At 71.8% G+C, this 21,206-nt stretch carries 20 protein-coding genes and 1 riboswitch; of the genes, 8 read left to right on the plus strand and 12 right to left on the minus strand.

Going from position 1 to position 21,206, the window contains the following annotated elements:
• Positions 1-8 precede the first annotated feature (8 nt).
• The 3 genes from ACIPN7_RS15315 to ACIPN7_RS15325 all read right to left on the minus strand — a co-directional run bounded on the left by ACIPN7_RS15315 (position 9) and on the right by ACIPN7_RS15325 (position 2,213).
• Positions 9-245, minus strand: coding sequence for a DUF2530 domain-containing protein (locus tag ACIPN7_RS15315; protein WP_400543595.1), 237 nt, complete (start codon positions 243-245; stop codon positions 9-11).
• A gap of 73 nt (positions 246-318) precedes the next feature.
• Complete coding sequence (locus tag ACIPN7_RS15320; protein ID WP_400543598.1) at positions 319-1,272, minus strand: hypothetical protein; 954 nt, start codon at positions 1,270-1,272, stop codon at positions 319-321.
• Positions 1,269-2,213 carry a sulfotransferase family protein gene (locus ACIPN7_RS15325; RefSeq protein WP_400543600.1) on the minus strand — a complete coding sequence of 315 codons (945 nt, stop codon included), beginning with the start codon at positions 2,211-2,213 and terminating at the stop codon, positions 1,269-1,271. The genes ACIPN7_RS15320 and ACIPN7_RS15325 overlap by 4 nt, the downstream gene beginning before the upstream one ends.
• A 237-nt stretch (positions 2,214-2,450) precedes the next feature.
• Here ACIPN7_RS15325 and ACIPN7_RS15330 point away from each other — a divergent pair, with 237 nt between their 5' ends.
• The 4 genes from ACIPN7_RS15330 to ACIPN7_RS15345 all read left to right on the plus strand — a co-directional run bounded on the left by ACIPN7_RS15330 (position 2,451) and on the right by ACIPN7_RS15345 (position 7,687).
• Positions 2,451-3,311, plus strand: coding sequence for a CAP domain-containing protein (locus ACIPN7_RS15330; RefSeq protein WP_400543603.1), 861 nt, complete (start codon positions 2,451-2,453; stop codon positions 3,309-3,311).
• 71 nt (positions 3,312-3,382) lie between these two features.
• Entirely contained in the window at positions 3,383-3,913 is a 531-nt protein-coding gene (locus tag ACIPN7_RS15335) for a CAP domain-containing protein (protein WP_400543606.1), read from the plus strand.
• Positions 3,914-4,087: 174 nt separating this feature from the next.
• Positions 4,088-6,154 carry an acyltransferase family protein gene (locus tag ACIPN7_RS15340; RefSeq protein WP_400543609.1) on the plus strand — a complete coding sequence of 689 codons (2,067 nt, stop codon included), beginning with the start codon at positions 4,088-4,090 and terminating at the stop codon, positions 6,152-6,154.
• A 69-nt stretch (positions 6,155-6,223) separates the two neighbouring features.
• On the plus strand, positions 6,224-7,687 hold the full coding sequence (locus tag ACIPN7_RS15345; protein ID WP_400543612.1) for an NCS2 family permease: 1,464 nt from the start codon (positions 6,224-6,226) through the stop codon (positions 7,685-7,687).
• A 146-nt stretch (positions 7,688-7,833) separates the two neighbouring features.
• On the opposite strand, the gene ACIPN7_RS15350 is transcribed toward ACIPN7_RS15345, so the two are convergent.
• From ACIPN7_RS15350 to serC, 5 genes are all read right to left on the minus strand, one after another.
• Positions 7,834-8,862 carry a hypothetical protein gene (locus ACIPN7_RS15350; protein ID WP_400543615.1) on the minus strand — a complete coding sequence of 343 codons (1,029 nt, stop codon included), beginning with the start codon at positions 8,860-8,862 and terminating at the stop codon, positions 7,834-7,836.
• A 265-nt stretch (positions 8,863-9,127) separates the two neighbouring features.
• The gene (locus ACIPN7_RS15355) at positions 9,128-10,438 is read right to left on the minus strand and encodes an MFS transporter (RefSeq protein WP_400543618.1); all 1,311 of its coding nucleotides are present in this window, start codon (positions 10,436-10,438) and stop codon (positions 9,128-9,130) included.
• On the minus strand, positions 10,435-10,806 hold the full coding sequence (locus ACIPN7_RS15360; RefSeq protein ID WP_312877164.1) for a MarR family transcriptional regulator: 372 nt from the start codon (positions 10,804-10,806) through the stop codon (positions 10,435-10,437). The genes ACIPN7_RS15355 and ACIPN7_RS15360 overlap by 4 nt, the downstream gene beginning before the upstream one ends.
• Positions 10,807-11,049: 243 nt before the next feature.
• On the minus strand, positions 11,050-11,901 hold the full coding sequence (locus ACIPN7_RS15365) for an MHYT domain-containing protein (protein WP_400543621.1): 852 nt from the start codon (positions 11,899-11,901) through the stop codon (positions 11,050-11,052).
• Positions 11,902-12,020: 119 nt separating this feature from the next.
• Positions 12,021-13,130, minus strand: a complete 1,110-nt coding sequence (gene serC / locus ACIPN7_RS15370; RefSeq protein WP_400543624.1) for a phosphoserine transaminase — start codon at positions 13,128-13,130, stop codon at positions 12,021-12,023.
• Between the two features lie 82 nt (positions 13,131-13,212).
• On the opposite strand from serC, the gene ACIPN7_RS15375 reads away from it, so the two are divergent.
• From ACIPN7_RS15375 to ACIPN7_RS15385, 3 genes are all read left to right on the plus strand, one after another.
• On the plus strand, positions 13,213-13,929 hold the full coding sequence (locus tag ACIPN7_RS15375; RefSeq protein WP_397398072.1) for an iron dependent repressor, metal binding and dimerization domain protein: 717 nt from the start codon (positions 13,213-13,215) through the stop codon (positions 13,927-13,929).
• A gap of 140 nt (positions 13,930-14,069) precedes the next feature.
• Positions 14,070-14,262: riboswitch (cyclic di-AMP (ydaO/yuaA leader) on the plus strand.
• 2 nt (positions 14,263-14,264) lie between these two features.
• Positions 14,265-15,059, plus strand: coding sequence for a C40 family peptidase (locus ACIPN7_RS15380; protein WP_400543627.1), 795 nt, complete (start codon positions 14,265-14,267; stop codon positions 15,057-15,059).
• 162 nt (positions 15,060-15,221) lie between these two features.
• Positions 15,222-16,202, plus strand: coding sequence for a universal stress protein (locus ACIPN7_RS15385; protein ID WP_400543629.1), 981 nt, complete (start codon positions 15,222-15,224; stop codon positions 16,200-16,202).
• A gap of 78 nt (positions 16,203-16,280) precedes the next feature.
• Here ACIPN7_RS15385 and ACIPN7_RS15390 read toward each other — a convergent pair whose 3' ends face one another.
• From ACIPN7_RS15390 to ACIPN7_RS15405, 4 genes are all read right to left on the minus strand, one after another.
• Positions 16,281-17,558, minus strand: coding sequence for an aminotransferase class I/II-fold pyridoxal phosphate-dependent enzyme (locus ACIPN7_RS15390; protein WP_400543631.1), 1,278 nt, complete (start codon positions 17,556-17,558; stop codon positions 16,281-16,283).
• A 16-nt stretch (positions 17,559-17,574) separates the two neighbouring features.
• Positions 17,575-19,095 (minus strand): ornithine--oxo-acid transaminase, encoded by a 1,521-nt coding sequence (gene rocD, locus ACIPN7_RS15395; RefSeq protein WP_400543634.1) that lies wholly within the window; start codon positions 19,093-19,095, stop codon positions 17,575-17,577.
• An 84-nt stretch (positions 19,096-19,179) separates the two neighbouring features.
• Positions 19,180-19,959 (minus strand): hypothetical protein, encoded by a 780-nt coding sequence (locus ACIPN7_RS15400; RefSeq protein WP_400543636.1) that lies wholly within the window; start codon positions 19,957-19,959, stop codon positions 19,180-19,182.
• 1 nt (position 19,960) lies between these two features.
• Complete coding sequence (locus ACIPN7_RS15405) at positions 19,961-20,440, minus strand: OsmC family protein (protein WP_400543639.1); 480 nt, start codon at positions 20,438-20,440, stop codon at positions 19,961-19,963.
• 168 nt (positions 20,441-20,608) lie between these two features.
• Here ACIPN7_RS15405 and ACIPN7_RS15410 point away from each other — a divergent pair, with 168 nt between their 5' ends.
• A complete protein-coding gene (locus ACIPN7_RS15410) occupies positions 20,609-21,196 on the plus strand; it encodes a hypothetical protein (RefSeq protein ID WP_400543642.1) in 588 nt (195 codons plus the stop codon).
• Positions 21,197-21,206: the final 10 nt, after the last annotated feature.

Genomic DNA, 21,206 nt, shown 5'->3' on the forward strand with positions numbered 1-21,206 from the left:
GCCCGGCGTCAGCGGTGGCGGCGCGCCCAGATCAGGCCGAGCCCGCCGAGCACCACGCCCGTACCGCAGATCGCGACGTTCTCGACGCTGCCGCGACCGGTGAGGAGCAGGACCAGCGAGACGACCAGCCCGATCGCGAACAGCCCGATACCCGCGCCGAGGACTCGGAAGAGATCGGCGTGCGGGGCCGGCGGGCTGGGCCGACGCTCCTCGGGATGGGCCAGCAGGGAGCGGATCGTTGGCACCTTGCCAGTGTACGGACGAGGGCTCGTCGAGCCCGCTGAAGGCGGTCGTGACCGGGGTGAATTCCGTCGCACCTCAGCCGACGTGCGGCGCGCGCCGCAGCATGCCCGCCATGCTCGCCCGGACCGACGGCGGGACCACCGCGGGCGGCACGATGCGCGCGATCCGCCGCGAGGGTGACGTCGTGACCTTCCGGTGCACGTAGGGGTACAGCGCGCGGAGCCGGTCGAACTCCGCCCGGGTCACGGCGTCGTCGTGGTCGGGAAGGGCGTCGAGGGCGGCCCAGGTGTCGTCCGCCAGGGCACGCAGCGGGGCGGGGACCGGCATGTCGTCCCACCTGACCTCGACCCGGTGCAGCGTGTGGTCGACGAAGGCGTCCACCCGTTCGACGGCGCTCTTGTCGTGCGGGTCGATCATCGGCAGGTCGAGCGCGGTGGCGGCGTCGAACACCGGGCCGTCCCAGTCGTGGATCAGGTCCCAGTAGCGCACGAAGGCCCGCGGGGTCGCCCGGGTCGCGAGCTCGGTGCCGAGCATCACGTTGACCCACCCGGCCAGCCGGTCCACCAGCCAGTCCCGGTGGTCGGTGACCATGCTGCCCACCATCTCCCCGGGCGGGCGCAGCACGGTGAGGCACGACGCCGTGGCGCCTGCGACGGCCGCCGCCCTCTGCCAGTGCTCGAGGAACCACAGCAGCCGCGGGTCCTTGATCACCAGGTCGCCGTGCTCCGCGGTCCGGGCGGCGAGCCAGGCCGCGATCCCGCCGGACGCGTCCGCCTCGGCGCCCGCCCGGTCCACCAGGTGCCAGGCGAGGGGGCGCGGGTCCGTGGCCTGCACGTCGGCCGCCCGGAGCAGGGCCTCGTGGAGGTCCACCACCCACCGCGACTCCGACGGGCGCCGGGGGTTGGTGGCGTTCGGCTCGATCTCCGGGCGCGGCACGGTGAGCCCGAACTGGCGCAGCGCACCGGCGAGCGTGCTCGTGCCGCTGCGCTCGGGACCGGTGACGAAGACGACGCGGGGGCCGCCGGTCATCGGGCGTCCGCCGTCGGGCCTACCTGCGCCGGGGCCCACGGGGCCGCCCGGTCCAGCACGTCCAGGTCGTAGCCGTGGGCGCGGATCCGCTCGCCGAGGTGCTCGCTGACGACGCTGCGGTAGCGGGGGAGCAGCGCGACGTCGGTGACGTCGCGCACCAGGTCGCCCCGGGGTGTGCCGCGCCGCGACCCGATGTGCGCGAGGTGGTTGCGCACCCGGCCCGCGAGATGGCCGCGGCCGCCGGTCTCCCACAGCTCGGCGTAGCGGTTGCCGCGGTCCGCGTCGACCGTGCGGGTGCCGCCGCCCGGGAGCTCCAGGTCCAGGAACCGCGCGACCCGGTCGAGCTCTCGCGCGGGCTCGCGCATCAGGTGCTCGTACCGCAGCACCAGCAGGTTCTCGATGTGGAGCGCGTCCTGCGCGAGGACGTCGTGGGCGTGCACCCAGTGCTCGACGAGCCGCGGGAACCCGTAGGTGAACCGGCCCCGGGTCCGGGTGGCCCACTTGCGCACCGCCAGCGCCTGCACCACGGGGTGCCGGGTGACGACCACGAAGCGCGCCCGCGGGAAGACCTCCTGTAGGTAGCGCATCTTCGTGAGGTTGGGCGTGGACCTCTCGACGAGCACCGTGCGGTCCAGGTCCCAGTAGGGCGACCAGCTCTGCCAGAGGCGCCCCGCCGCGTCCGGGGTACGTTGTGCGTCTTCTTCGGTCAGGTGCGCCTGCGGATGAAACGACCATTGGGACGTATTACCCAGACCGCCGACATAAGCGTCCTGAATGTGTTGTCCCTCGTCCATGGGGGCGCCCGTTCCGGTGAGTCCGGAGGCGTCGCGGCTGGAACCGATGATGCGGCCGACAAGGGTGGTGCCGCTGCGATGGAGCCCGCCCACGAAGGCGAGGTGATGGTCGTTCCAGGGCGCGCCACTCGTACTCGTTCCGGACATGTGGGGAAACCTCAGCTGCTCGACTGACAAAGTGGTCGCTGTGCCCCGCAAAAATATGCGATGAATGTACCGCGTGCGACCCGAATCGGCCGATCGCCAGGATATGCGGCAGAGAATTCATCCGGGCGGGTTTGGTGCATTGTGCGAGCAGTGATGGCGGGTGCCCGGACTTTGTCGGTACTGATAAGACTTTTCAGGCATTCCCTACCATCGTGATTGCCGGTATTGTCCCGGCTTGTGTCCCCAGCACCCCGTCCGACGTCGTCCGTGGCACCGCCCGGGCGCGCTCCGCGTGGGGCCCTGGCGCCCCGGTTCTCGGCGCCCGGGTTGCCGGCGCCCGGTGTGCTGGTGCGCGGCGCGCTGGCCGTGGCGGTGGGCTTCTGCCTGACGGCGTGCGCCGGGCTGCTCGACCCCAGCGCCGAGCCGATGCCGGCGCCGGGGATCGCGCCCGGTGTGGTCGGCGTGGCGGCGCCGGTCGAGCGGGCGCCGTCCTCCCACCCGACCTCGGTGGGGGCCATCTACGGGGAGCACGCGCAGGAGTCGGCGGCGGTGGACGTGCAGCCGGCGCCCAGCGACTCGGCGTCGCGCGGCGAGGACCGCGAGCCGCTCCCGGGAGCGGGCGACGTGACCGGCACGGGTTCCGGGGACGGCGCCGGTGGCTCGGGTGACGGCTCGGGCGGCGGCGGAACGGGTGGCACCGGCGGCACGGCACCCGACCTGACCGACGCCGTGCAGTACGCCCAGGCCCTGGAGGACGCGGTCAACGGCCACCGCACGGCGAACGGGCTGGCGGCGCTGGCCCACGACGACTGCGCGTACGACGTCGCGCTGGAGCGGGCCCAGGCGCTGGTCGGCCAGGAGCTGGCGCACGCCCCGCTCGGCCCGATCTTCGACGCCTGCCCGACCACGGCCGTCGCGGAGAACCTCGCCAAGGGCGGGTGGACGCCCGCGGAGGCGGCGCAGGGCTGGATGGACTCGGAGGGCCACCGCGCCAACATCCTGAACGGCGGCCTGACCCGCGGCGCCGTCGCCTGCGTGCCCGACGGCGGCGACCCCGCCGCGCCCGTCATGATCTGCGCGCACGTGTTCCTGGCCTGACCGTGGGGCTCCCAGGTCCCGGAGGCGGACCGCGGTTGTGGTCGGCCCGTGCGTCGTGTCGAATCGACGTCGTGCTCCGCAACCCGATCCGCCTCGCCGTCACGCTCGTGACGGCCGGGGCGCTGCTCACGGCCTGCTCGGACCTGCCCGGACGGGACGCCACCCCGGAGCTGACGGCGACGCCCCGGGCGACCTGGACCGCGCCCGGCGACGTGGACCTCACCGACGCGGCGCAGTACGCCGTCGCCCTGGAGGACGGCGTGAACGCGGCCCGTGCGCAGGTGGGCGTGGCCGAGCTGGAGCACGACGACTGCCTCCAGCCGGTGGCGGTGGAGCGGGCCGCGGCGCTGATCGGCGCGCCGGAACTCACCCACGCCCCGCTGCCGCCCGTGCGGCAGAGCTGCCCGGGCGGGCTCGTGGCCGAGAACCTCAGCCGGACCGCCAACCCGCCGCAGACCGTGGTGCAGGCGTGGCTGGACTCGCCGTCGCACCAGGAGAACCTCGTCAACGCGGAGCTGCGGCGCGGCGCGATCGGGTGCGTGGTCGACGGCGGCACCGCCACGGCGCCGGTGCTGGTCTGCTCGCACCTGTTCCTCGACTGACGTAGAGCCGAACACTCTCCCCAGACCCTCCCCGATACCGGGGCAACCTGGCCAGATGCGCCCGTTATGGTGTGACGCGCGCATGAGCGCGCGTGTCAGACGTACAGGTCACCCGGGTGACCTGTACGTCTGACACGTGACGGAGCACCCGCCCGGAACGACAGCAGGAGAAAAATGGCCCAGGCGACGACCGCCGTCGACCGACCTTCCGGACCACCCTCCGAGCCTCGCGGAGGAGCAGGCCGGGCCCCCGCCGCTCCGGGCCCGGGGCACGCCTTCCGTACCGACATCAACGGGCTGCGCGCGGTCGCGGTGCTCGCCGTCGTCGTCTACCACGCGGGGATCGCGATTCCCGGCGGGTTCACCGGCGTCGACGTCTTCTACGTCATCTCCGGCTACCTCATCAGCTCGCTGCTGCTGCGCGAGGTGGACCGCAGCGGGTCCGTCGACCTCGTCGAGTTCTGGACCCGCCGCATGCGCCGCCTCGTCCCGGCCCTCGCGCTGGTCGTCACGGTCACGCTGGCCGCGTGCCTCCTGATCCTGTCGCCCCTGGTTTGGGGGCGTCTCGCGTGGCACGGCGCGTCGGCCATGCTGTTCGTCTCCAACCTGCTCTTCCCGTACCAGGGGCAGGACTACTTCTCCGACTCCGTCACGCCGAGCCCGTACCTGCACACCTGGTCGCTCGGCATCGAGGAGCAGTTCTACATCTTCTGGCCGCTGCTGATCCTGCTGGCCGTCGCCGTGGCCCGGCGCACCCGGATCCCGGCCCGCCGCATGCTGCAGCTCCTGTTCGCGGGCACGTTCGTGGTCTCGCTGACCACCTCGGTGTGGCTCACGGCGACCGTCCCCGAGTGGGCCTTCTACGTGCTGCCCACCCGTGCCTGGGAGTTCGCGGGCGCCGCCCTCGTCGCGACCCTGCCGTGGGGCCGGCTCGCCGAGCTCTCCCGCTTGCGTCCGGCCCTGCTGCGGGCGCTGCTCGGCACCGCCGGGTTCGCGCTGCTCGCGCTCTCGTTCGCGGTGGTGCGCGAGACCGACCCGTTCCCCGGCACGGTCGCCCTGCTGCCCGTGGGCGGCGCGCTGCTCGTGCTCGCGGCGGGCAGCATCTCCGCGTCCGGCACGTGGGTGGACCGCGTGCTCGACCTGCCGGTGCTGCAGCGGCTCGGCGACGTCTCCTACTCCTGGTACCTCTGGCACTGGCCGTTCGTGGTGCTCACCACGGCGGCCGTGCAGGACGACGCGGTCTGGATCAAGGTGCTCGCCTCCGTCGCCGCCCTCGGCGCGGCGTTCGCGACCTACCGCTGGGTCGAGAACCCGATCCGGTTCAGCAGTGCCATGCGGTCCTGGCGCCGCACCGCCGCGGTGACCCTGGTGATCGGGCTCGCGGTCGGCGGCCTCACGGTCGGCACCCGGGCCGCGACCAGCGCCGTGCTGGAGCGCGAGCCGTACGCCACCGCCGTCGCGGCCCGCGCCGAACCCGCGGGCTACGGGTGCACCGACACCACCGAGACGACGTCGGGCACCGAGGTCTGCCTGCTGGGCGACGTCGACGCCACCACCACCGTGCTGCTGCTCGGCGACTCCCACACCATGCACTGGATCCCCGCCTTCGACGTCGCCGCGGCGGACGCCGGCCTGCGGCTCGCCGTCCGCTGGCGGCACGGCTGCCCCGCCGCCGAGGTCAAGGTCGAGCAGCCCACGGACCGCGGCCCGTGCGCCGGCTTCCAGGCCGAGTCCCTGCGCGTCGTCGACGACCTGCGGCCCGACGCCGTCGTCGTCAGCCAGGCGCAGATCTACGGCGACCGCATGCAGCACGAGGACGGCACCCTCATGACCGAGGACGAGGTGCGCAGCACCTGGGAACGAGCGAACGACGAGCTGTTCGCGCACCTCACCGAGGTGTCCCCGTCCGTGGTGGCGGTCAAGGACAACCCGCAGCTCGACGTCGACCCGCTCGAGTGCCTCACCCGGCCCTGGTCCGCGCTGGGCGACTGCGGCATGCCGCGCGCGGACGCCGAGCGCTCCAACGGTGACCTGCCCGGCATCAGCGCCGAGATCTGGGACAGGTACGACGTCCGGGTGTGGGACGGCGTCTGGTCGGAGACCTGCGACGCGCAGACCTGTCGCGTCGGTGATGTCAGTCACCCTGTCTACCGTGACTTCCACCACCTCAGTGCCGAATACGTGCTGACCAAGGTGCGCTCCGTGGAAGAGATGCTCCAGACTGCGGTGCGCGGCATGTAGCCGGGCAACAACAGTTGGTGCGCGGCATGTAGCCGGGCAACAACAGTTAACGAAGGGGAACATCGGACCATGGCTCACGACCAGGCCCAGGCGCTGGGCGCCGTCGACCGGTTCTTCAAGATCAGCGAACGCGGGTCCACGGTGTGGACGGAGGTGCGCGGCGGTCTGGTCACCTTCTTCACGATGAGCTACATCGTGGTGCTGAACCCCCTGATCCTGGGCAGCGTGCAGGACGGCACAGGGCAGTACCTCGGTGGCGGCACCACCGTCGGCGACCTCCCGGCGATCGCCGCGGCGACCGCCCTGGTGGCCGGTGTCATGTCGATCCTCATGGGTGTGGTCGCGAACTTCCCGCTGGCGCTCGCGGCGGGGCTCGGCCTGAACGCCGTCGTCGCCTTCTCGGTGGCGACACTGCCCGGCATGACCTGGGCGGACGCCATGGGCATCGTCGTGCTGGAAGGCATCGTCATCCTGATCCTGGTGGTCACCGGCTTCCGGGAGGCCGTGTTCAAGGCCGTGCCCCGCGAGCTCAAGATCGCGATCAGCGTGGGCATCGGCCTGTTCATCACGTTCATCGGCGTGTACGACGCCGGCTTCGTGCGTATCCCCGCCTCCTTGTCCACGCCGACGGAGCTCGGCATGGGCGGGTCGCTCGGCGCCTGGCCGCTGTTCGTGTTCGCGTTCGGCGTGCTGCTGGCCGCCGTCCTGATGGTGCGCAAGGTGCGCGGCGGCATCCTCATCGCGATCATCGCCTCGACCGTGCTCGCGGTGGTCATCGAGGCCGTCGGGCAGATCGGCAAGCGCGCCGACGACAACCCGGGCGGCTGGTCGCTCAACGTGCCCGCGCTGCCCGACTCCGTGGTGGCGCTGCCGGACCTCTCGCTGATCGGCCAGTTCTCGCTGTTCGGCTCGTTCGAGAAGATCGGCCCGATCGCCGTCATCCTGCTGGTGTTCACGCTGCTCATCGCCGACTTCTTCGACACGATGGGCACCATGGTCGCCATCGGCGGCGAGGCCGGGCTGCTCGACGAGAAGGGCAACCCGCCCCGGACCAAGCAGATCCTGATCGTCGACTCGATCGCCGCGTCGGCGGGCGGCATGGGGTCCGTGTCGTCCAACACCGCGTACGTCGAGTCGGCGTCCGGCGTGGGCGACGGCGCCCGGACCGGCCTCGCCGCCATCACGACCGGCGTGGCCTTCCTGCTGACGACGTTCCTCTCGCCGCTCGTCAAGGTGGTGCCGCACGAGGCAGCCACTCCCGCGCTCGTGATCGTCGGCTTCCTCATGGTGGTCCAGGTGACCGGCATCGACTGGAAGAACCTCGAGGTCGCCATCCCCGCGTTCCTCACCATGGTGCTGATGCCGTTCGCCTACTCGATCACGGTGGGCATCGGGGCGGGCGTGATCTCGTTCGTGCTGCTCAAGCTGGCCGTCGGCAAGGTGCGCAAGGTCCACCCGCTGCTGTGGGTCGCGGCGGCGCTGTTCCTCGTCTACTTCCTGATGGGCCCGATCCGCACGGCGGTAGGCATCTGACGCCGACGGGCTGGCGCGCGTGCACGGCGCCGGTGCCGGCGCCCGTGCCCGCGCCCCGGCCCGCGCCCCGAGAGTGCGCTTCTACCCCGTCATTGGGCCCGGAATCAGCCTGAATCCGGGCCCAATGACGGGGTAGAAGCGCACCTTCAGTTTCCCGCCCGGGAGCGGGCCGGGGTGGGCAGCGTGATCGGGGTGCCCTGGTGTGCGTACCGGCCCGGCTGCCAGCGGTGTCTGGCGAGCACCTTCGCGACCTGCTCGCCGATACCGCCGGGTCGGTCGTTCTCCGCAGGCCGGAAGCGCAGCATGATGATCCGCCCGGCGGCCAGGAGCTGGTTCTGGCGCGGGGCGTCCCGGACCAGGGCCTGCTCGGTGCTGTGCGGCCCGACGCCGTCGATCTCGACGACCAGCCAGCGCCCGTCGGGGAGCCGCCAGACGAAGTCGACGCGTGCGACCACCTTGCCGCCCGCCACGAACCGCACCTGGAGGTCGTCCGGCGGCACCTCGTTGTCGTGGAACGACAGCCGCGCCGCCGACTCGGCGAAGGACTCCGAGCGCGGGTCGACCAGCCCGAAGAGCTCGTGGACCCGGGCACTGCCGTGCCGACGCCGGACCAGGTGGTGCAGCTCCGCGAGACGTGTGGGTGTGAACCCGTGCCGGCGAGCGAGATCGTCGAGCACGGCGAGGGCGTTCTGGCGGGGGAGCCGGCGGAGCGCCTGAGCCGCGGCGTGGTCGATCCGGGCGACCACGCGTTCGCCCACCGGCACCGTGGGGAACGTCGCGTAGTCCACGACGGGGACGCCGTGCCGCGTGCGGCGGGGCGACCGGTCCTCGCGCGCGACCTCCAGCGGGAAGTCGCGCGGCAGCCCGGAGACGCCGTGCAGCACGAGCGCGCAGCAGCCGGTGGCGACGGCGTCCGGCCCGTGCACGAGGAGCGCGAACCAGGTCCGCCAGCTCGCGGCGTGGTCGAACCAGTCGTCTCTGACCCTGCTGCCGAGCGGCACCGGATCGGTGTCGTACACGCCGCGCGCGGGGCTGGTCCAGCGGAGCTGCCCGACCAGACGCCGCCGGACCTCTCGGCCGATCCCGAGCTCCTCGCACTGGACCGTGGACAGCAGGCCGGCCTGCCGGCGCAGGAGCGGCTCGGCGGCTCGCGGGATCACGAAGGTCTTCGGCATGGACCCACCTCAGCAGCGCGGCGACCGATGTGCCGGGCGCGCGTCCCCGTCCTGTGCACAACTGCGGAAAATGGCCGCCTGTGGTCGCGTTCGACCGCTGGGACTCCCGTCCGGGTGGTCCCCGCGGCCGTCTCAACCGTCGCCGCCCCGCCCAACTAAAAGGTGCGCTTCTACCCAGTCATTGGGCCCCAAATCAGGGTGAGTCCGGGCCCAATGACTGGGTAGAAGCGCACCTTGGGGTGCCGGTGCCGCATCCGCGGCGGGGTCAGGCCGCCAGGGCCTGCTTTTCCGGGGCCGGCGTCGCCGCCAGCGTGGGGTAGTCCACCTGGAGGTACGGGCGCGGGATGCGGTGCTCGCGGGAGAGCCGCGCGCGGACCCGCACGTGCCACGTCCGGTACGCCCAGACGGTCGCGACCGCCGCGACCAGCAGCGTCGCCACGGCCCCGATGACCACCGCGTACCGCGGGCCGAACGTCTCGCCGATCCAGCCGACCACGGGCGAGCCCAGGGGCGTGGTGCCGAGCAGCACCATCATGTAGATCGACATGACGCGACCACGCATCTCGGGCGCCACCGAGAGCTGGATCGCCGCGTTGGCCGACGTCAGCATGGTCAGCGACGCGAAGCCGACGGGGATGCACATGATGAGGTAGCCGAGGTAGGTCGGCATGACGGCCTGGATCCCCATGGAGATCGCGAACGCGAACGCCGCGCCCAGCACGAGCCGCACGCGCGGCCGCTCCCGCCGGGCCGCCAGGAGCGCGCCAGCGAGCGAGCCGATGGCCAGCACGGATCCGAGGATCCCGTACTCGCCGGCGCCTCGCCCGAACTCGACGCGCGCCATCATGGCCGATGTGAGCTGGAAGTTCAGGCCGAACGTGGAGACCACGCCCATCACGACCATGATCACCACGATGTCGCTGCGCCCGCGGATGTAGGCGAGCCCCTCGCGGATCTGGCCCTTGGCGCGCGAGGCGGTGGGCTGCACCCGCAGGTCGCGCATCCGGGTCAGGGCCAGGATCACGGCGCCGAACGCGATGCCGTTGATGATGAACACCCATCCCGTGCCGACGGCGGCGATGAGCAGGCCCGCCACACCGGGACCGATGAGGCGCGCGGCGTTGAAGTTCGTCGAGTTGAGCCCGACGGCGTTCGCGAGCCGCTTGGTCGGCACGAGCTCGGCGACGAAGGTCTGCCGCACGGGCCCGTCGACGGCGCTCACGACACCCAGCAGGGTGGCGAAGACGTAGACGTGCCACAGCTCGGCCGCGCCGGACAGCACCAGCGCACCGAGCCCGAGGCCCAGTACGCCCATGCCGCCCTGCGTGAGCATCAGGAGCTTGCGGCGGTCGACGCGGTCGGCCAGCAGGCCGGCCCACGCGGACAGGAAGATGTGCGGGATGAACTGCAGCGCGGTGACGATGCCCACGGCGACGCCGGAGTTGTTGGTCAGGAGGGTCAGTACGACCCAGTCCTGCGCCACGCGCTGCATCCAGGTGCCGATGTTGGCGACGAGAGCGCTGGCGAACCAGAGACGATAGTTACGGTATTTAAGGCTGGCGAAGGTTGCGCTCATCGAGCGGCGATCCGGATGAGGAGCTCGCTGGCTCCTGCAAGGATCTCTCTCTCCTCTACGGTCAGGGTGGACAGCTGTTTGGTGAGCCAGGCGTCGCGACGACGTCGGGTCTCGGCGACCTCGCGCTCGCCCGCCGCGGTGAGGCGGACGACGACCTGTCGCTTGTCGGTCGCGTGCTCCACCTTCTCGACGAGGCCGAGCTCAGCCAGGGTGTTCACTGCTCGGGTCATCGACGGCGGCCGGACGCGCTCGTGCTCGGCAAGGGAGCCGGGGGACATCTCGCCGTGCTTGTGCAGCACCGTCAGGATCCCGAACTGCCCCTCAGGGAGGTCTGCCTCGCCGCGCTCGGCGCGCAGGCGACGGGACACTCGGGTGAGGGCGACACGGAGGTCGCCCCCGACGGTCGCCGGGCTTCGGCTGGACCTGCGGGAGCTCGACGGCACCCGCCACAGTCTAGATCATTAGCCTTGCTAACGGTACGTGGGTGTGGTCACACCACGGGCGTCCGACGGCGCCGCCCGACGGCGGAAAATCGCGCCGCCCGACGCCGGGAACGACGAAGCGCCCGACCCCGTGCGGGGGCGGGCGCTCCGAGGCCGGAACGACCGAGGTCAGCGCGCGCGGTTGGACTGCGCGAACTGTGCGCCGCTCGGCTGGAGCTCCTGCTGCACGCTCTCGAACCGCTGCCCCTGCTCGCTGTGCACCTTGAGCCGGTTCTCGAACTCGGCCTGCGTGCGCAGCTCGTCCTCGGTCGGCCACAGGCCGATCCCGAGGATGAGCAGGAACGTGACCACGCTGACCGCCATCACGAGCGGCACGAGCAGCTGCATCGTGGACGCGCCGGCGGGGACGGTGTCGACGGGGTTGACCACGGAGACGCCGGCCATGCCCGTGTAGTGCATGCCGGTCACCGCGATCCCCATCACCAGGGTGGCCACGATGGTCGCGAGCGTGCCGCGGATGTGGACCGTGCACCACAGCGCCGCGGTCGCCGCGACGATCGCGATGGCGACCGACGCGATGACGTAGACGGGGTTGTAGACGACCTGCGCGGACATCTCCATCGCTTCCATGCCCATGTAGTGCATGGCCGCGACGCCGGACCCGGCGAGCGCGCCGCCGACGAGCATCGCCGGCAGCTTGCGCTTGCCCAGCTCGGTGATGAACAGGCCGGCGCCGACCACGACGATCGCGATCGCCGCGCTGAGGAGGGTCTCCGGGATGTTGTACCGGATGGTCACGCCCGAGGCGGAGAAACCGAGCATGGCGACGAAGTGCATCACCCAGATCCCGGTACCGCCCAGGGCGATGGCGCCGAAGACGAGCCACGCCGCACGTGCGCCGCCCGAAGCCGCTCGGGCTCGGGACGTGCACGCAAGGCCCGTCGCTGCGCCGGTGCACGAGATCGCGTACGCCAGGATGGGCGTCACGATCCCGAAGGTGAAGTGGTCGATCACTGGCATCTTGTTGAACAGCCCCTCAGAATGGTTCCCTCTGTTGCGGAAACGTTACAGAGTCCCTGTGTACCGGACAATAGGCAGAACTCCCCGTCGAAGGGGTATTGCGGACGTGATCAGGCTGGTCAGAAGCGTTCGACGAGATAGTCGACGCACGCGGTGAGCGCGGCGACGTCGTCGGGCTCGACGGCGGGGTACATGCCGACGCGGAGCTGGTTGCGCCCGAGCTTCCGGTAGGCGAACACGTCCTGGACGCCGTTGGCACGTAGCTCGGAGAGTACCCGTCCGGCGTCGATCTCGTCGGCCAGGTCGATGGTGCCGACCACCGTGGACCGCTCCTCCGGACGCCGCACGAACGGCGTCGCCCACGGGCGGGCGTCGGCCCAGGAGTAGAGGGTCTCGGCCGACGTCGCGCACCGCTCGGCCGACCACTTCAGGCCGCCCTGCTCCAGGAGCCACTCCACCTGGTCGGCCAGGAGCAGCAGCGTCGCGATGGCCGGCGTGTTCAGGGTCTGGTCCAGGCGCGAGTTCTGGATCGCGGTGGTAAGGGACAGGAACTCCGGCACCCAGCGGCCCGAGGCCTCGATCCGCGCGGCGCGCTCGACGGCCGCGGGGGAGAGGACCGCCAGCCACAGGCCGCCGTCGGCCGCGAACACCTTCTGCGGGGCGAAGTAGTAGGCATCGGTCTGGCGCAGGTCGACCGGCAGCGCGCCGGCGCCGGACGTCCCGTCGGTGAGCACGACGGCGCCGTCCGGCCCGGACGGGCGCAGCACCGGGGCCATCGCCCCCGTGGAGGTCTCGTTGTGCGGGGTGGCGTAGGTGTCGACGTCGTCGGCGGGCTCGAGGTGGGCGACCGTGCCCGGCTCCGCCTCGATCACCTGGGACGGCTCGAGGAAGGGTGCCCGCGACGTGGCGGTGGCGAACTTGGCGCCGAACTCGCCGAAGGACGCGTGCTGCGCCTTGCGCTCCACGAGGCACAGCGTGGCAACGTCCCAGAAGGCGGTGGAGCCGCCGTTGCCGAGGGCCACCTCGTACCCGTCGGGCGCGCCGAGCAGCTCCGTGACACCCTCGCGAATGCGGCGGACCACGTCCTTGACGGGCGCCTGGCGGTGCGAGGTACCGAGCACGTGGGCGTTCGCCACGAGATGATCGACCTGTCCCGGGCGCACCTTGGAGGGGCCTGAGCCGAAACGGCCGTCGGTGGGCAACAGGTGTGTCGGGATTGTCAGTGGCACAGAACTAGACTAGAACCTGGGCCGACGCCCGGGGCGCCGAGCCCAGGGCGACTGGACGGCTGCGCGCATGACGGGAGCTGACGTGACGGATCTGATCGACACCACCGAGATGTACCTCAAGACGATCTACGAGCTCGACGAGGAGGGCATCACCCCCCTGCGCGCGCGCATCGCGGAGCGCCTGGGGCACTCCGGACCGACGGTGTCGCAGACGGTCGCGCGCATGGAGCGCGACGGGCTCGTGATCGTGACCGGGGACCGCCACCTGGAGCTCACCGAGCTCGGGCACGACAAGGCGATGCGCGTCATGCGCAAGCACCGCCTCGCGGAGCGCCTGCTGACGGACGTGATCAAGCTCGACTGGGAGCACGTCCACGTCGAGGCCTGCCGCTGGGAGCACGTGATGAGCGACCTCGTGGAGAAGCGCCTCGTCGGCCTGCTCGACCACCCGCACCACGACCCGTACGGCAACCCGATCCCCGGCCTCTCGGAGCTCGGCGAGGCCTACACGGACGTGCCCTTCCTCAGCGGTGTGATCTCGCTGCCCTCCGCGTTCGAGGCGGCGGCCAAGAAGGGCGTGAAGGGCGAGCCGCTCGCGGCGTCCCTCACCCGGATCGCGGAGCCGCTGCAGACGGACGTCGAGCTGCTGGCCCGCCTGTCCGACGCCGGCCTCGTGCCCGGCTCGCGGATCACGGCCGAGCTCAGCGACGGGACCTACACGGTGACCGTCGACGGCGCCGGGACCGCGCTGGAGCTCGGCGAGGACCTGGCGCGCCACCTCTTCGTCGCGACCGCCTGAGGGTGTCCCAAACCATCCGCTTTGTCGGAAAGGTGAGGCCACGTTCCCGACACGCCATGACATTCGTTGCCGGAACGTGACATCGGGGGTGACGTCGGGTACGTTCGGACCGCTCCCGCGGAGTTTATTCCGAGGGAGTCTCCGGACGGACGCCGAACTCTGTCACCGGCCGGGGCCCCAAGACGACCGCATGACAGAGGCGGGGGACCCACCATCGGGCGCCAGGGTGCGTCCTCGGGGTGAAGCCGGGTAATCCTTCGGGAGTGCACGGCCGGGTGATTTCTCCCACCCGAACCCGACAGCTGACCTCGAAGGCGTACAAGGAGAGGTAATACGTGACCGCACGTACCACCCGCGCACGCCATCGTGCTGCGCGACGCCCCGTGACTCCGCTCACCGAGCTTGCTCAGAACGCCGCCGTCGGTCGTCGTACCGCGGTTGCCGCCGCAGGTGGCGCGCTCCTGGTCTCCACGTTCGGTGGCGCGATGGCAGCGCAGGCCGCTCCGATGGAGACCGGCCACGCCAAGATGAACTCGGTGGACCTCAACGCGCTGACGTCCCAGGCCCGTGAGTCCCTGTCGAACGCCCCTGTAGTGACCGTCGCGCCCGACGCCGAGCTGAGCGTCGAGAAGTCCGCCGTCTCGGTGGTCTCGGCCGCCGACAACGAGGACTACCAGGCCGAGCTGGCCGCCCAGGAAGCCGAGGAGGCCGCTGAGGCCGCCGCCGCCGAGGCAGCAGAGGCCGCGGCCACCGCCGTGTCGACCGCTTCCTCGTCCGTCGACATCCCCGCGTCGGCGATCGGCAACTCCGTGATCTCCATCGCCAGCCGCTACATCGGCGTCCCGTACGTCTCCGGTGGCTCCAGCCCGAGCGGCTTCGACTGCTCGGGCTTTACTTCTTACGTGTACGCGCAGCTCGGCATCTCGCTGCCGCACTCCTCGTCGGCGCAGGCCGGCTACGGCACCCAGGTGCCGGCGTCGCAGGCCCAGCCGGGCGACCTGATGTGGACCCCCGGTCACGTCTCGATCTACGCCGGTGGCAACACCATGATCGACGCGTCGAAGCCGGGCACCGTGGTCGACTTCCGCACCATCTGGCAGTCGAACCCCACGTTCATCCGCCTGGGCTGATCGCAGCCACGCAGTACCGCAGCAGAGCGCCTGTCCGGTAGTTCGGGGCAGGCGCTCTGCTTTGCCATTTTTCTGCCGTCTTTTTGCCTCCGGATACCCACGACGGGCGCCCCGCCGGTAGCGTTGGAGGGCAAAGATGCACTGCTGAGGAAAGGACTGGCGATGACACGATCCGAGGTCGTACTGGTCGGGGTGGACGGATCGGCCGCGAGTCTGCACGCGCTGGACTGGGCTACCGCCTACGCGCACCGCGTGGGCTGGGCGCTGCACATCGTGTGCAGCTACTCACTGCCGTCGTTCACCGCCGCGTCGCTCGACGGCGGGTACGCCGCCCTGGACGACACCACGATCCAGGAGGGCGCCAAGGCCGTCCTGGTCGAGGCGGAGAACCGCGTGGCCGACGCCGGGGTGCGCGCCACGACGGAGGTCGCGACCGGTGACGCCGCGGGTGTGCTCGTGGAGCTGTCCGCCGACTACGGGCTCGCCGTGGTCGGGACCCGGGGCCGGGGCGGGTTCACGGAGCGGCTGCTGGGCACGGTGTCGTCCGCGCTCCCCGCGCACGCGAAGTGCCCGGTGGTGGTGGTGCCGCTGCGCGCCGAGACCAACCGTGGCGTCTCCTGGACGCCGCCGGACCTCGGGGCGGACGAGCCCGCCGCTGCGCCGGTCGTCCCGGACGTCGAGCCGGGCGGGGTCGCCGAGATCCGGGAGGTGCGCCGCATCGTCGTCGGCGTGGACGGGTCGCCGCAGGCCGAGCGGGCGCTGCAGCACGCGATCGCGCAGGCCAACGCGTGGGGCGCGGAGCTCACCGCCGTCACGGGCGTGCCCGTGGGCAACGCCGGGATGCTGGCGTGGCTGCCGTCCTCGATCGACCGGGAGCAGGTGCTGGCCGACATCGGGGCCGGCATGGACGTGCTGGTCGACCGGTACGAGGCCCAGAACCCGGGGCTGCGGATCCGGCGGATCGTGCTCGACGGCACGGGCGCCGAGCTGCTGACGGAGTTCTCGACGGCGTCGGACCTCGTGGTCGTCGGCTCGCGCGGTCGCGGCGGCTTCCGGGGGCTGCTGCTGGGCTCGACCAGCCAGGCCGTGCTGCACCACGCGGCGTGTCCGGTGCTCGTGGTGAACAAGCACTGCCCGGAGTGATCGCGCGGTTCCGGAACGTGTCAGACCCTCAGGTCACCCGGGTGACCTGAGGGTCTGACACGTCGGCGAGTCGGTCGGTCAGGCCTGAGCGGTCTCGGCGGCCGCGAGGAGCACGCAGGTCGCGACGCCGTCCATCGCCGTCCGGACCTCGTCCAGCGGGGGCATCGACGGCGCGAGGCGCACGTTCTTGTCCTGCGGGTCCTTGCCGTACGGGTGGGTGGCGCCGGCCGGGGTCAGGGCGATCCCGGCCTCCTTGGCGAGCTGGACCACGCGGGCCGCCGTGCCCGGCGCGACGTCGAGCGACACGAAGTAGCCGCCCTTGGGCTCGGTCCACGACGCGATGCCGTAGCCGCCCAGCCGCTCGGTCAGGATCTCGACCACCGCCTCGAACTTCGGCGCCAGGATCGCGCGGTGCTTGCGCATGTGCTCGCGCACGCCGTCGGCCGAGCCGAAGAACATCGCGTGCCGCAGGTGGTTGATCTTGTCGGGGCCGATGGAGGCGACCGACAGGTGCTTCTTGAACCAGGCGATGTTGGCCGGCGAGCTGCCCAGGAACGCGACGCCCGCGCCGGCGAACGTGATCTTGGACGTGGAGGCGAACAGCAGCACGCGGTCCGGGTGGCCGGCCTCTGCGGCCAGCGCGATGGCGTTCGGGCTGGTCACCTCGTCGTCGGTGAGGTGGTGCACCGCATAGGCGTTGTCCCACAGGATCCGGAAGTCCGGCGCGGCCGCGGGCATCGAGACCAGCGCGCGGGCAACCTCGGCGCTGATGACCGCGCCGTCCGGGTTGGAGTAGGTGGGGACCACCCACATGCCCTTGATGGTGGGGTCCGCGGCGACGAGCGCGGCCACGGCCTCGGCGTCGGGGCCGTCCGCCGTCATCGGGACGGGGATCATCTCGATGCCGAAGGCCTCGCAGATCGTGAAGTGCCGGTCGTAGCCCGGCACCGGGCAGATCCAGCGCACCTTCTCCTCGCGCGACCACGGCTTCGGCGAGTCGGGGAAGCCGAACAGCTCGGCGAACGCGACGACGTCGTGCATGGTGGTGAGCGAGGCGTTCCCGCCCGCCAGGAGCTGCTCCACGGGCACGTCGAGGAGCTCGGCGAAGATGCGGCGGATCGTGATGCCGCCGTCCAGGCCGCCGTAGTTGCGCGTGTCCGTGCCGGACTCGTCGGCGTGCACGCCGACGCCGGGCAGGGCCAGCATGGGCTCGGCGAGATCGAGCTGTTCGGCCGACGGCTTGCCGCGCGTGAGATCCAGCTTCAGGCCCTTGGCCTGAAGGTCGGCGTAGGCCTGCTGGAGCTCCGCGAGTGCGGGCAGTGTTGCGGTGTTGTGGGACGACGTCGTAGTGGTCACCCCCGGGAGCCTACGCTCAGCCGGCGGCCGGTGACAGTTTGGACCGGCGTCGCTTCCGCGGCGGGGTCGGCTTGTCGTCCGGGATGTCTGCCGTGTCCGTGGACGGGGTGGTTTCGACGGCGGTCTCGGTCTGCTCGGTCGCGTCCTCGTCGATGTCGGACGGTGGCTCGGTGGCCGGCTTCTCGGCCGCTGCCGGTGCCTCAGTGGCAGGCTCCTCGGCCGTCGCGGGCTCCTCCGCGTCCTGGGCCGGATCCTCCGCCTGGGCCTCGCCGTCCGAGCCGTCGTCGTCGGAACCCTCGTCGGGGCCACCCCCGGGGCCGCCGTCGCGCAGCGCCACCAGGGACTCCTCGAGGATGTCCAGCGCCATCTCCAGCTCGGGCTGCACGATCGACAGCGGCGGTGACAGGCGGATCGTCTCGTCGTGCGTGTCCTTCGCGAGGACGCCGCGCTCCAGCAGGGCCTCGCACAGCTCGCGGCCCGTGCCGAGCGCCGGGTCCACGTCGATCCCCGCCCAGAGCCCCACGCAGCGTGCCCCGGTCAGCAGGCCCTGGTCCACGAGCGCGTCGAGCCGCTCCTTGAGCACGCGACCCGACGCCGCCGCGCGCGCCTGGTACTGCCCCGTCGCGAGCAGGTCGAGGGCCGCGACACCGACCGCGCACGCCAGCGGGTTGCCGCCGAACGTCGAGCCGTGCGTGCCCGGCGTCAGCACGCCCAGGATCTCCGGCTTGCCGACCACGGCGGAGACCGGGAGGATCCCGCCGCCCAGCGCCTTGCCCAGACAGACCAGGTCCGGCCGCACGTCCCAGAGCTCGCAGGCCAGCGTGGTGCCGGTGCGGCCGAGGCCCGACTGGATCTCGTCGGCGACCAGCGCGATGTTCTTCTCCGCGGTGAGGGCGCGCAGGCCCGGCCAGAAGCCGTCCGCCGGCACCACGACACCGGCCTCGCCCTGCACCGGCTCCATCAGCACGGCCACCGTCGTGTCGTCCACGGCGTCGGCCACCGCGGCCAGGTCGCCGAAGGGCACCCGGACGAAACCGGGGGTGAACGGGCCGAACCCGTCGCGGGCGGCCGGGTCGTCCGACAGACCGACCAGCGTGGTGGTGCGGCCGTGGAAGTTGCCGCCGGCGACCACGATCGTCGCCTGGTCCGCGGGCACGCCGCGCACGTCGTACCCCCACTTGCGGACCGCCTTGATGGCGGTCTCCACGGCCTCGGCGCCGGTGTTCATCGGCACCACGAGGCTGTCCTCGCCGCCGGTCGTCAGCGGCCCCACGACCTCGACGAGCCGCTGGGCGAACTCCTCGAGCCGGTCGTGGTCGAACGCACGGGACGTGAGCGTGACCTGGCGCAGCTGCGTCATCGCGGCCGCCACCAGCCCTTGGTGCAGGTGCCCGAAGTTCAGGGCCGAGTACCCCGACAGGAAGTCGAGGAACTCGTTGCCGTCGATGTCCCATACGTGTGTACCGTGCGCCCGCGCGATCGTGACCGGCAGGGGATGGTACGTCGGGGCGAGTGCGCCGTGCGTCGTGTCCGCCATGACCCGCAGCCTAGGTCGGGTCCCGGAATCCTGCCGGTCCGCCCGCGGATATTGACACCCGGCCGCACGGCGTCCCGGGGCGGCCTACCTCTGCTCGATGACGCGGGGGAACCGCTGCGGCGGGGGACCGAACGCGGCGCGGGACTGCGCGATCACGGTGTGGCCGAGCGCGCGGGCTCCGATCAGGCCGACCACGGCGCCGATGCCGAACGGCAGGATGCGGCCGAGCAGGAGGCTGCCCTGCTTGGCGATCTGCTTCTTGATGAACTGGTGCGTCAGCGCCTTGTTCACGCGCTGCAGCGTGCCGCGCGGCATGCTCGTGAGCAGCACCTTGCCCCACGCGACGCCCGAACCGCCGATGGCGTCCTCGACGTCCTTCGCCCCCTTGTCGCCGAGCACCGTGGCGAGCAGCAGGGCCCGGCGGCGCGGGACGTCCTGCACGTCGATCCCGTGCACGTCGGCCACCGCGAGCGAGAACGCCGCGGACGACGCGAAGAACGTCGCCACGTCGCTCGTCGACAGCGCGACGCTCGCCGCCGTGCCGACCGCCGGGATGGCGGCGGCCGCGCCGACCGCGCTGCCCGTGGTCTGGATGACCCGCAGGTACTCCTTCTCCAGCAGCCGGATGATCTCCGCGGGTGAGGCGTCGGGGTTCCGCGCGCGCACCTTGTCCACATGCTTGTGGATGGTCGCCGACGGGATGGTCACCGCCCGGTCGACCAGGTGGTCCAGCGGCCCGTCCGGCCTGTAGTTGAGCCAGTCCGCCTTGGTGACCTGCAGCGAGTCGTCCGGCTTGACCAGGGCGTCACCCGGCGTCGCCCGGCCGTTGGACTCGGCCGCGGTCAGCTTCTTGTCGTCGGTCATGTCAGCCCTCCGGCTGGTTGAACTGCGCGTCCGGGATCTGGGCGCCCGCCTTGAGCGTGCGGCCCACGGTGCATGCCTTGTCGATCGATCGCTGGGCGATCGTCAGGAGCTTTGCCCGGTCCTCGTCGTCGAGGGCGGACAGGTCGATCTCGAACGTCTCGGTGAGCACCGGGTACCGGTCCTCCGCCATGTTCTTCGGGTCCTCGACCCGGATGGTGGTCTTGTAGTCGTCACCCAGACGGCGCGAGAACGCACGGTCGCTGCTCATCCCGGCGCACGCCGCGAGCGCGACCTTCAGCAGCTCGCCCGGCGTGAACACCGCGCCGGCACTGGCCGGACCGATCTCGACGCGGGCACCGCGGGCCGAGAAGCCCGTGTACGTCCGCGTGCCGTTGCGCTCCACCCACAGCGGGTCGGTGGGCGAGGGGGTCACGGTGTCCTCGCTGCGCGCGGCGTCCGGGGTCGTGGTCTGCTCCGTCATGGGGGTAATCCTTCCACTGGTCACCGACACGGTCACGGAGCTGGGCGCTGCGGGTCCCGGTCGGTCGACCTCGTGGTCAACGCGGACGGCGCCCGCGACGTTCCCGTGCGCCGCGTGGACGGGTCCGTTCACCGCGCCGACAGGGCCCTGCGCTGCGACGATTCTGCGATGGGGGAGAACGTGAGCGGCACGCCGGGGGCGACTGGTCCGACGTCGGAGGGCGGGGGCACCACGCCGGACGGCGGGAAGGGCCCGTGGACGCCGGACTGGCGGGACATCGTGAAGCGGCTGCTCGGTGTGGCGGGCGTGATCCTGGCCGTGTGGCTGATCTACCTGTTCCTCGACGCCTTCCTGCCTCGCTGGTGGGCGCAGGCGATCGGCAACGCCGTGGACGGGTCGTTCGCCGCGGGCGCCTGGTGGGGGCTGCTGGTCGGCGCCGTGTTCACGCTGCTCCCGGTGCTGTTCCTCGCGCAGGCGGTGTTCACCCGGCGGTCCTGGCAGGTGCGCAGCGGGCTGCTCGCGCTGGCGGTGGTGTTCGCGGTGCCGAACCTGCTCACGCTCGGCATCGTGCTGGGCACGTCCAAGGCCGCGCACGCCGGCGAGCGGATCCTCGACGTGGACGGTCCCGCATTCCGTGGCGGGTCGGCGTGGGGCGCGGTGGCCGGCGGCGTCGTGGCGCTCGTGATCGTGACGATGACCGTGCTCTACCGCCGGCGTGGGGCCCACCTCAAGGAGCTCCGGGCCAAGCACGCCTGACGGCGGCAGG

The organism is Promicromonospora sp. NPDC090134, assembly GCF_044746965.1.
Lineage (GTDB): Bacteria > Actinomycetota > Actinomycetes > Actinomycetales > Cellulomonadaceae > Promicromonospora.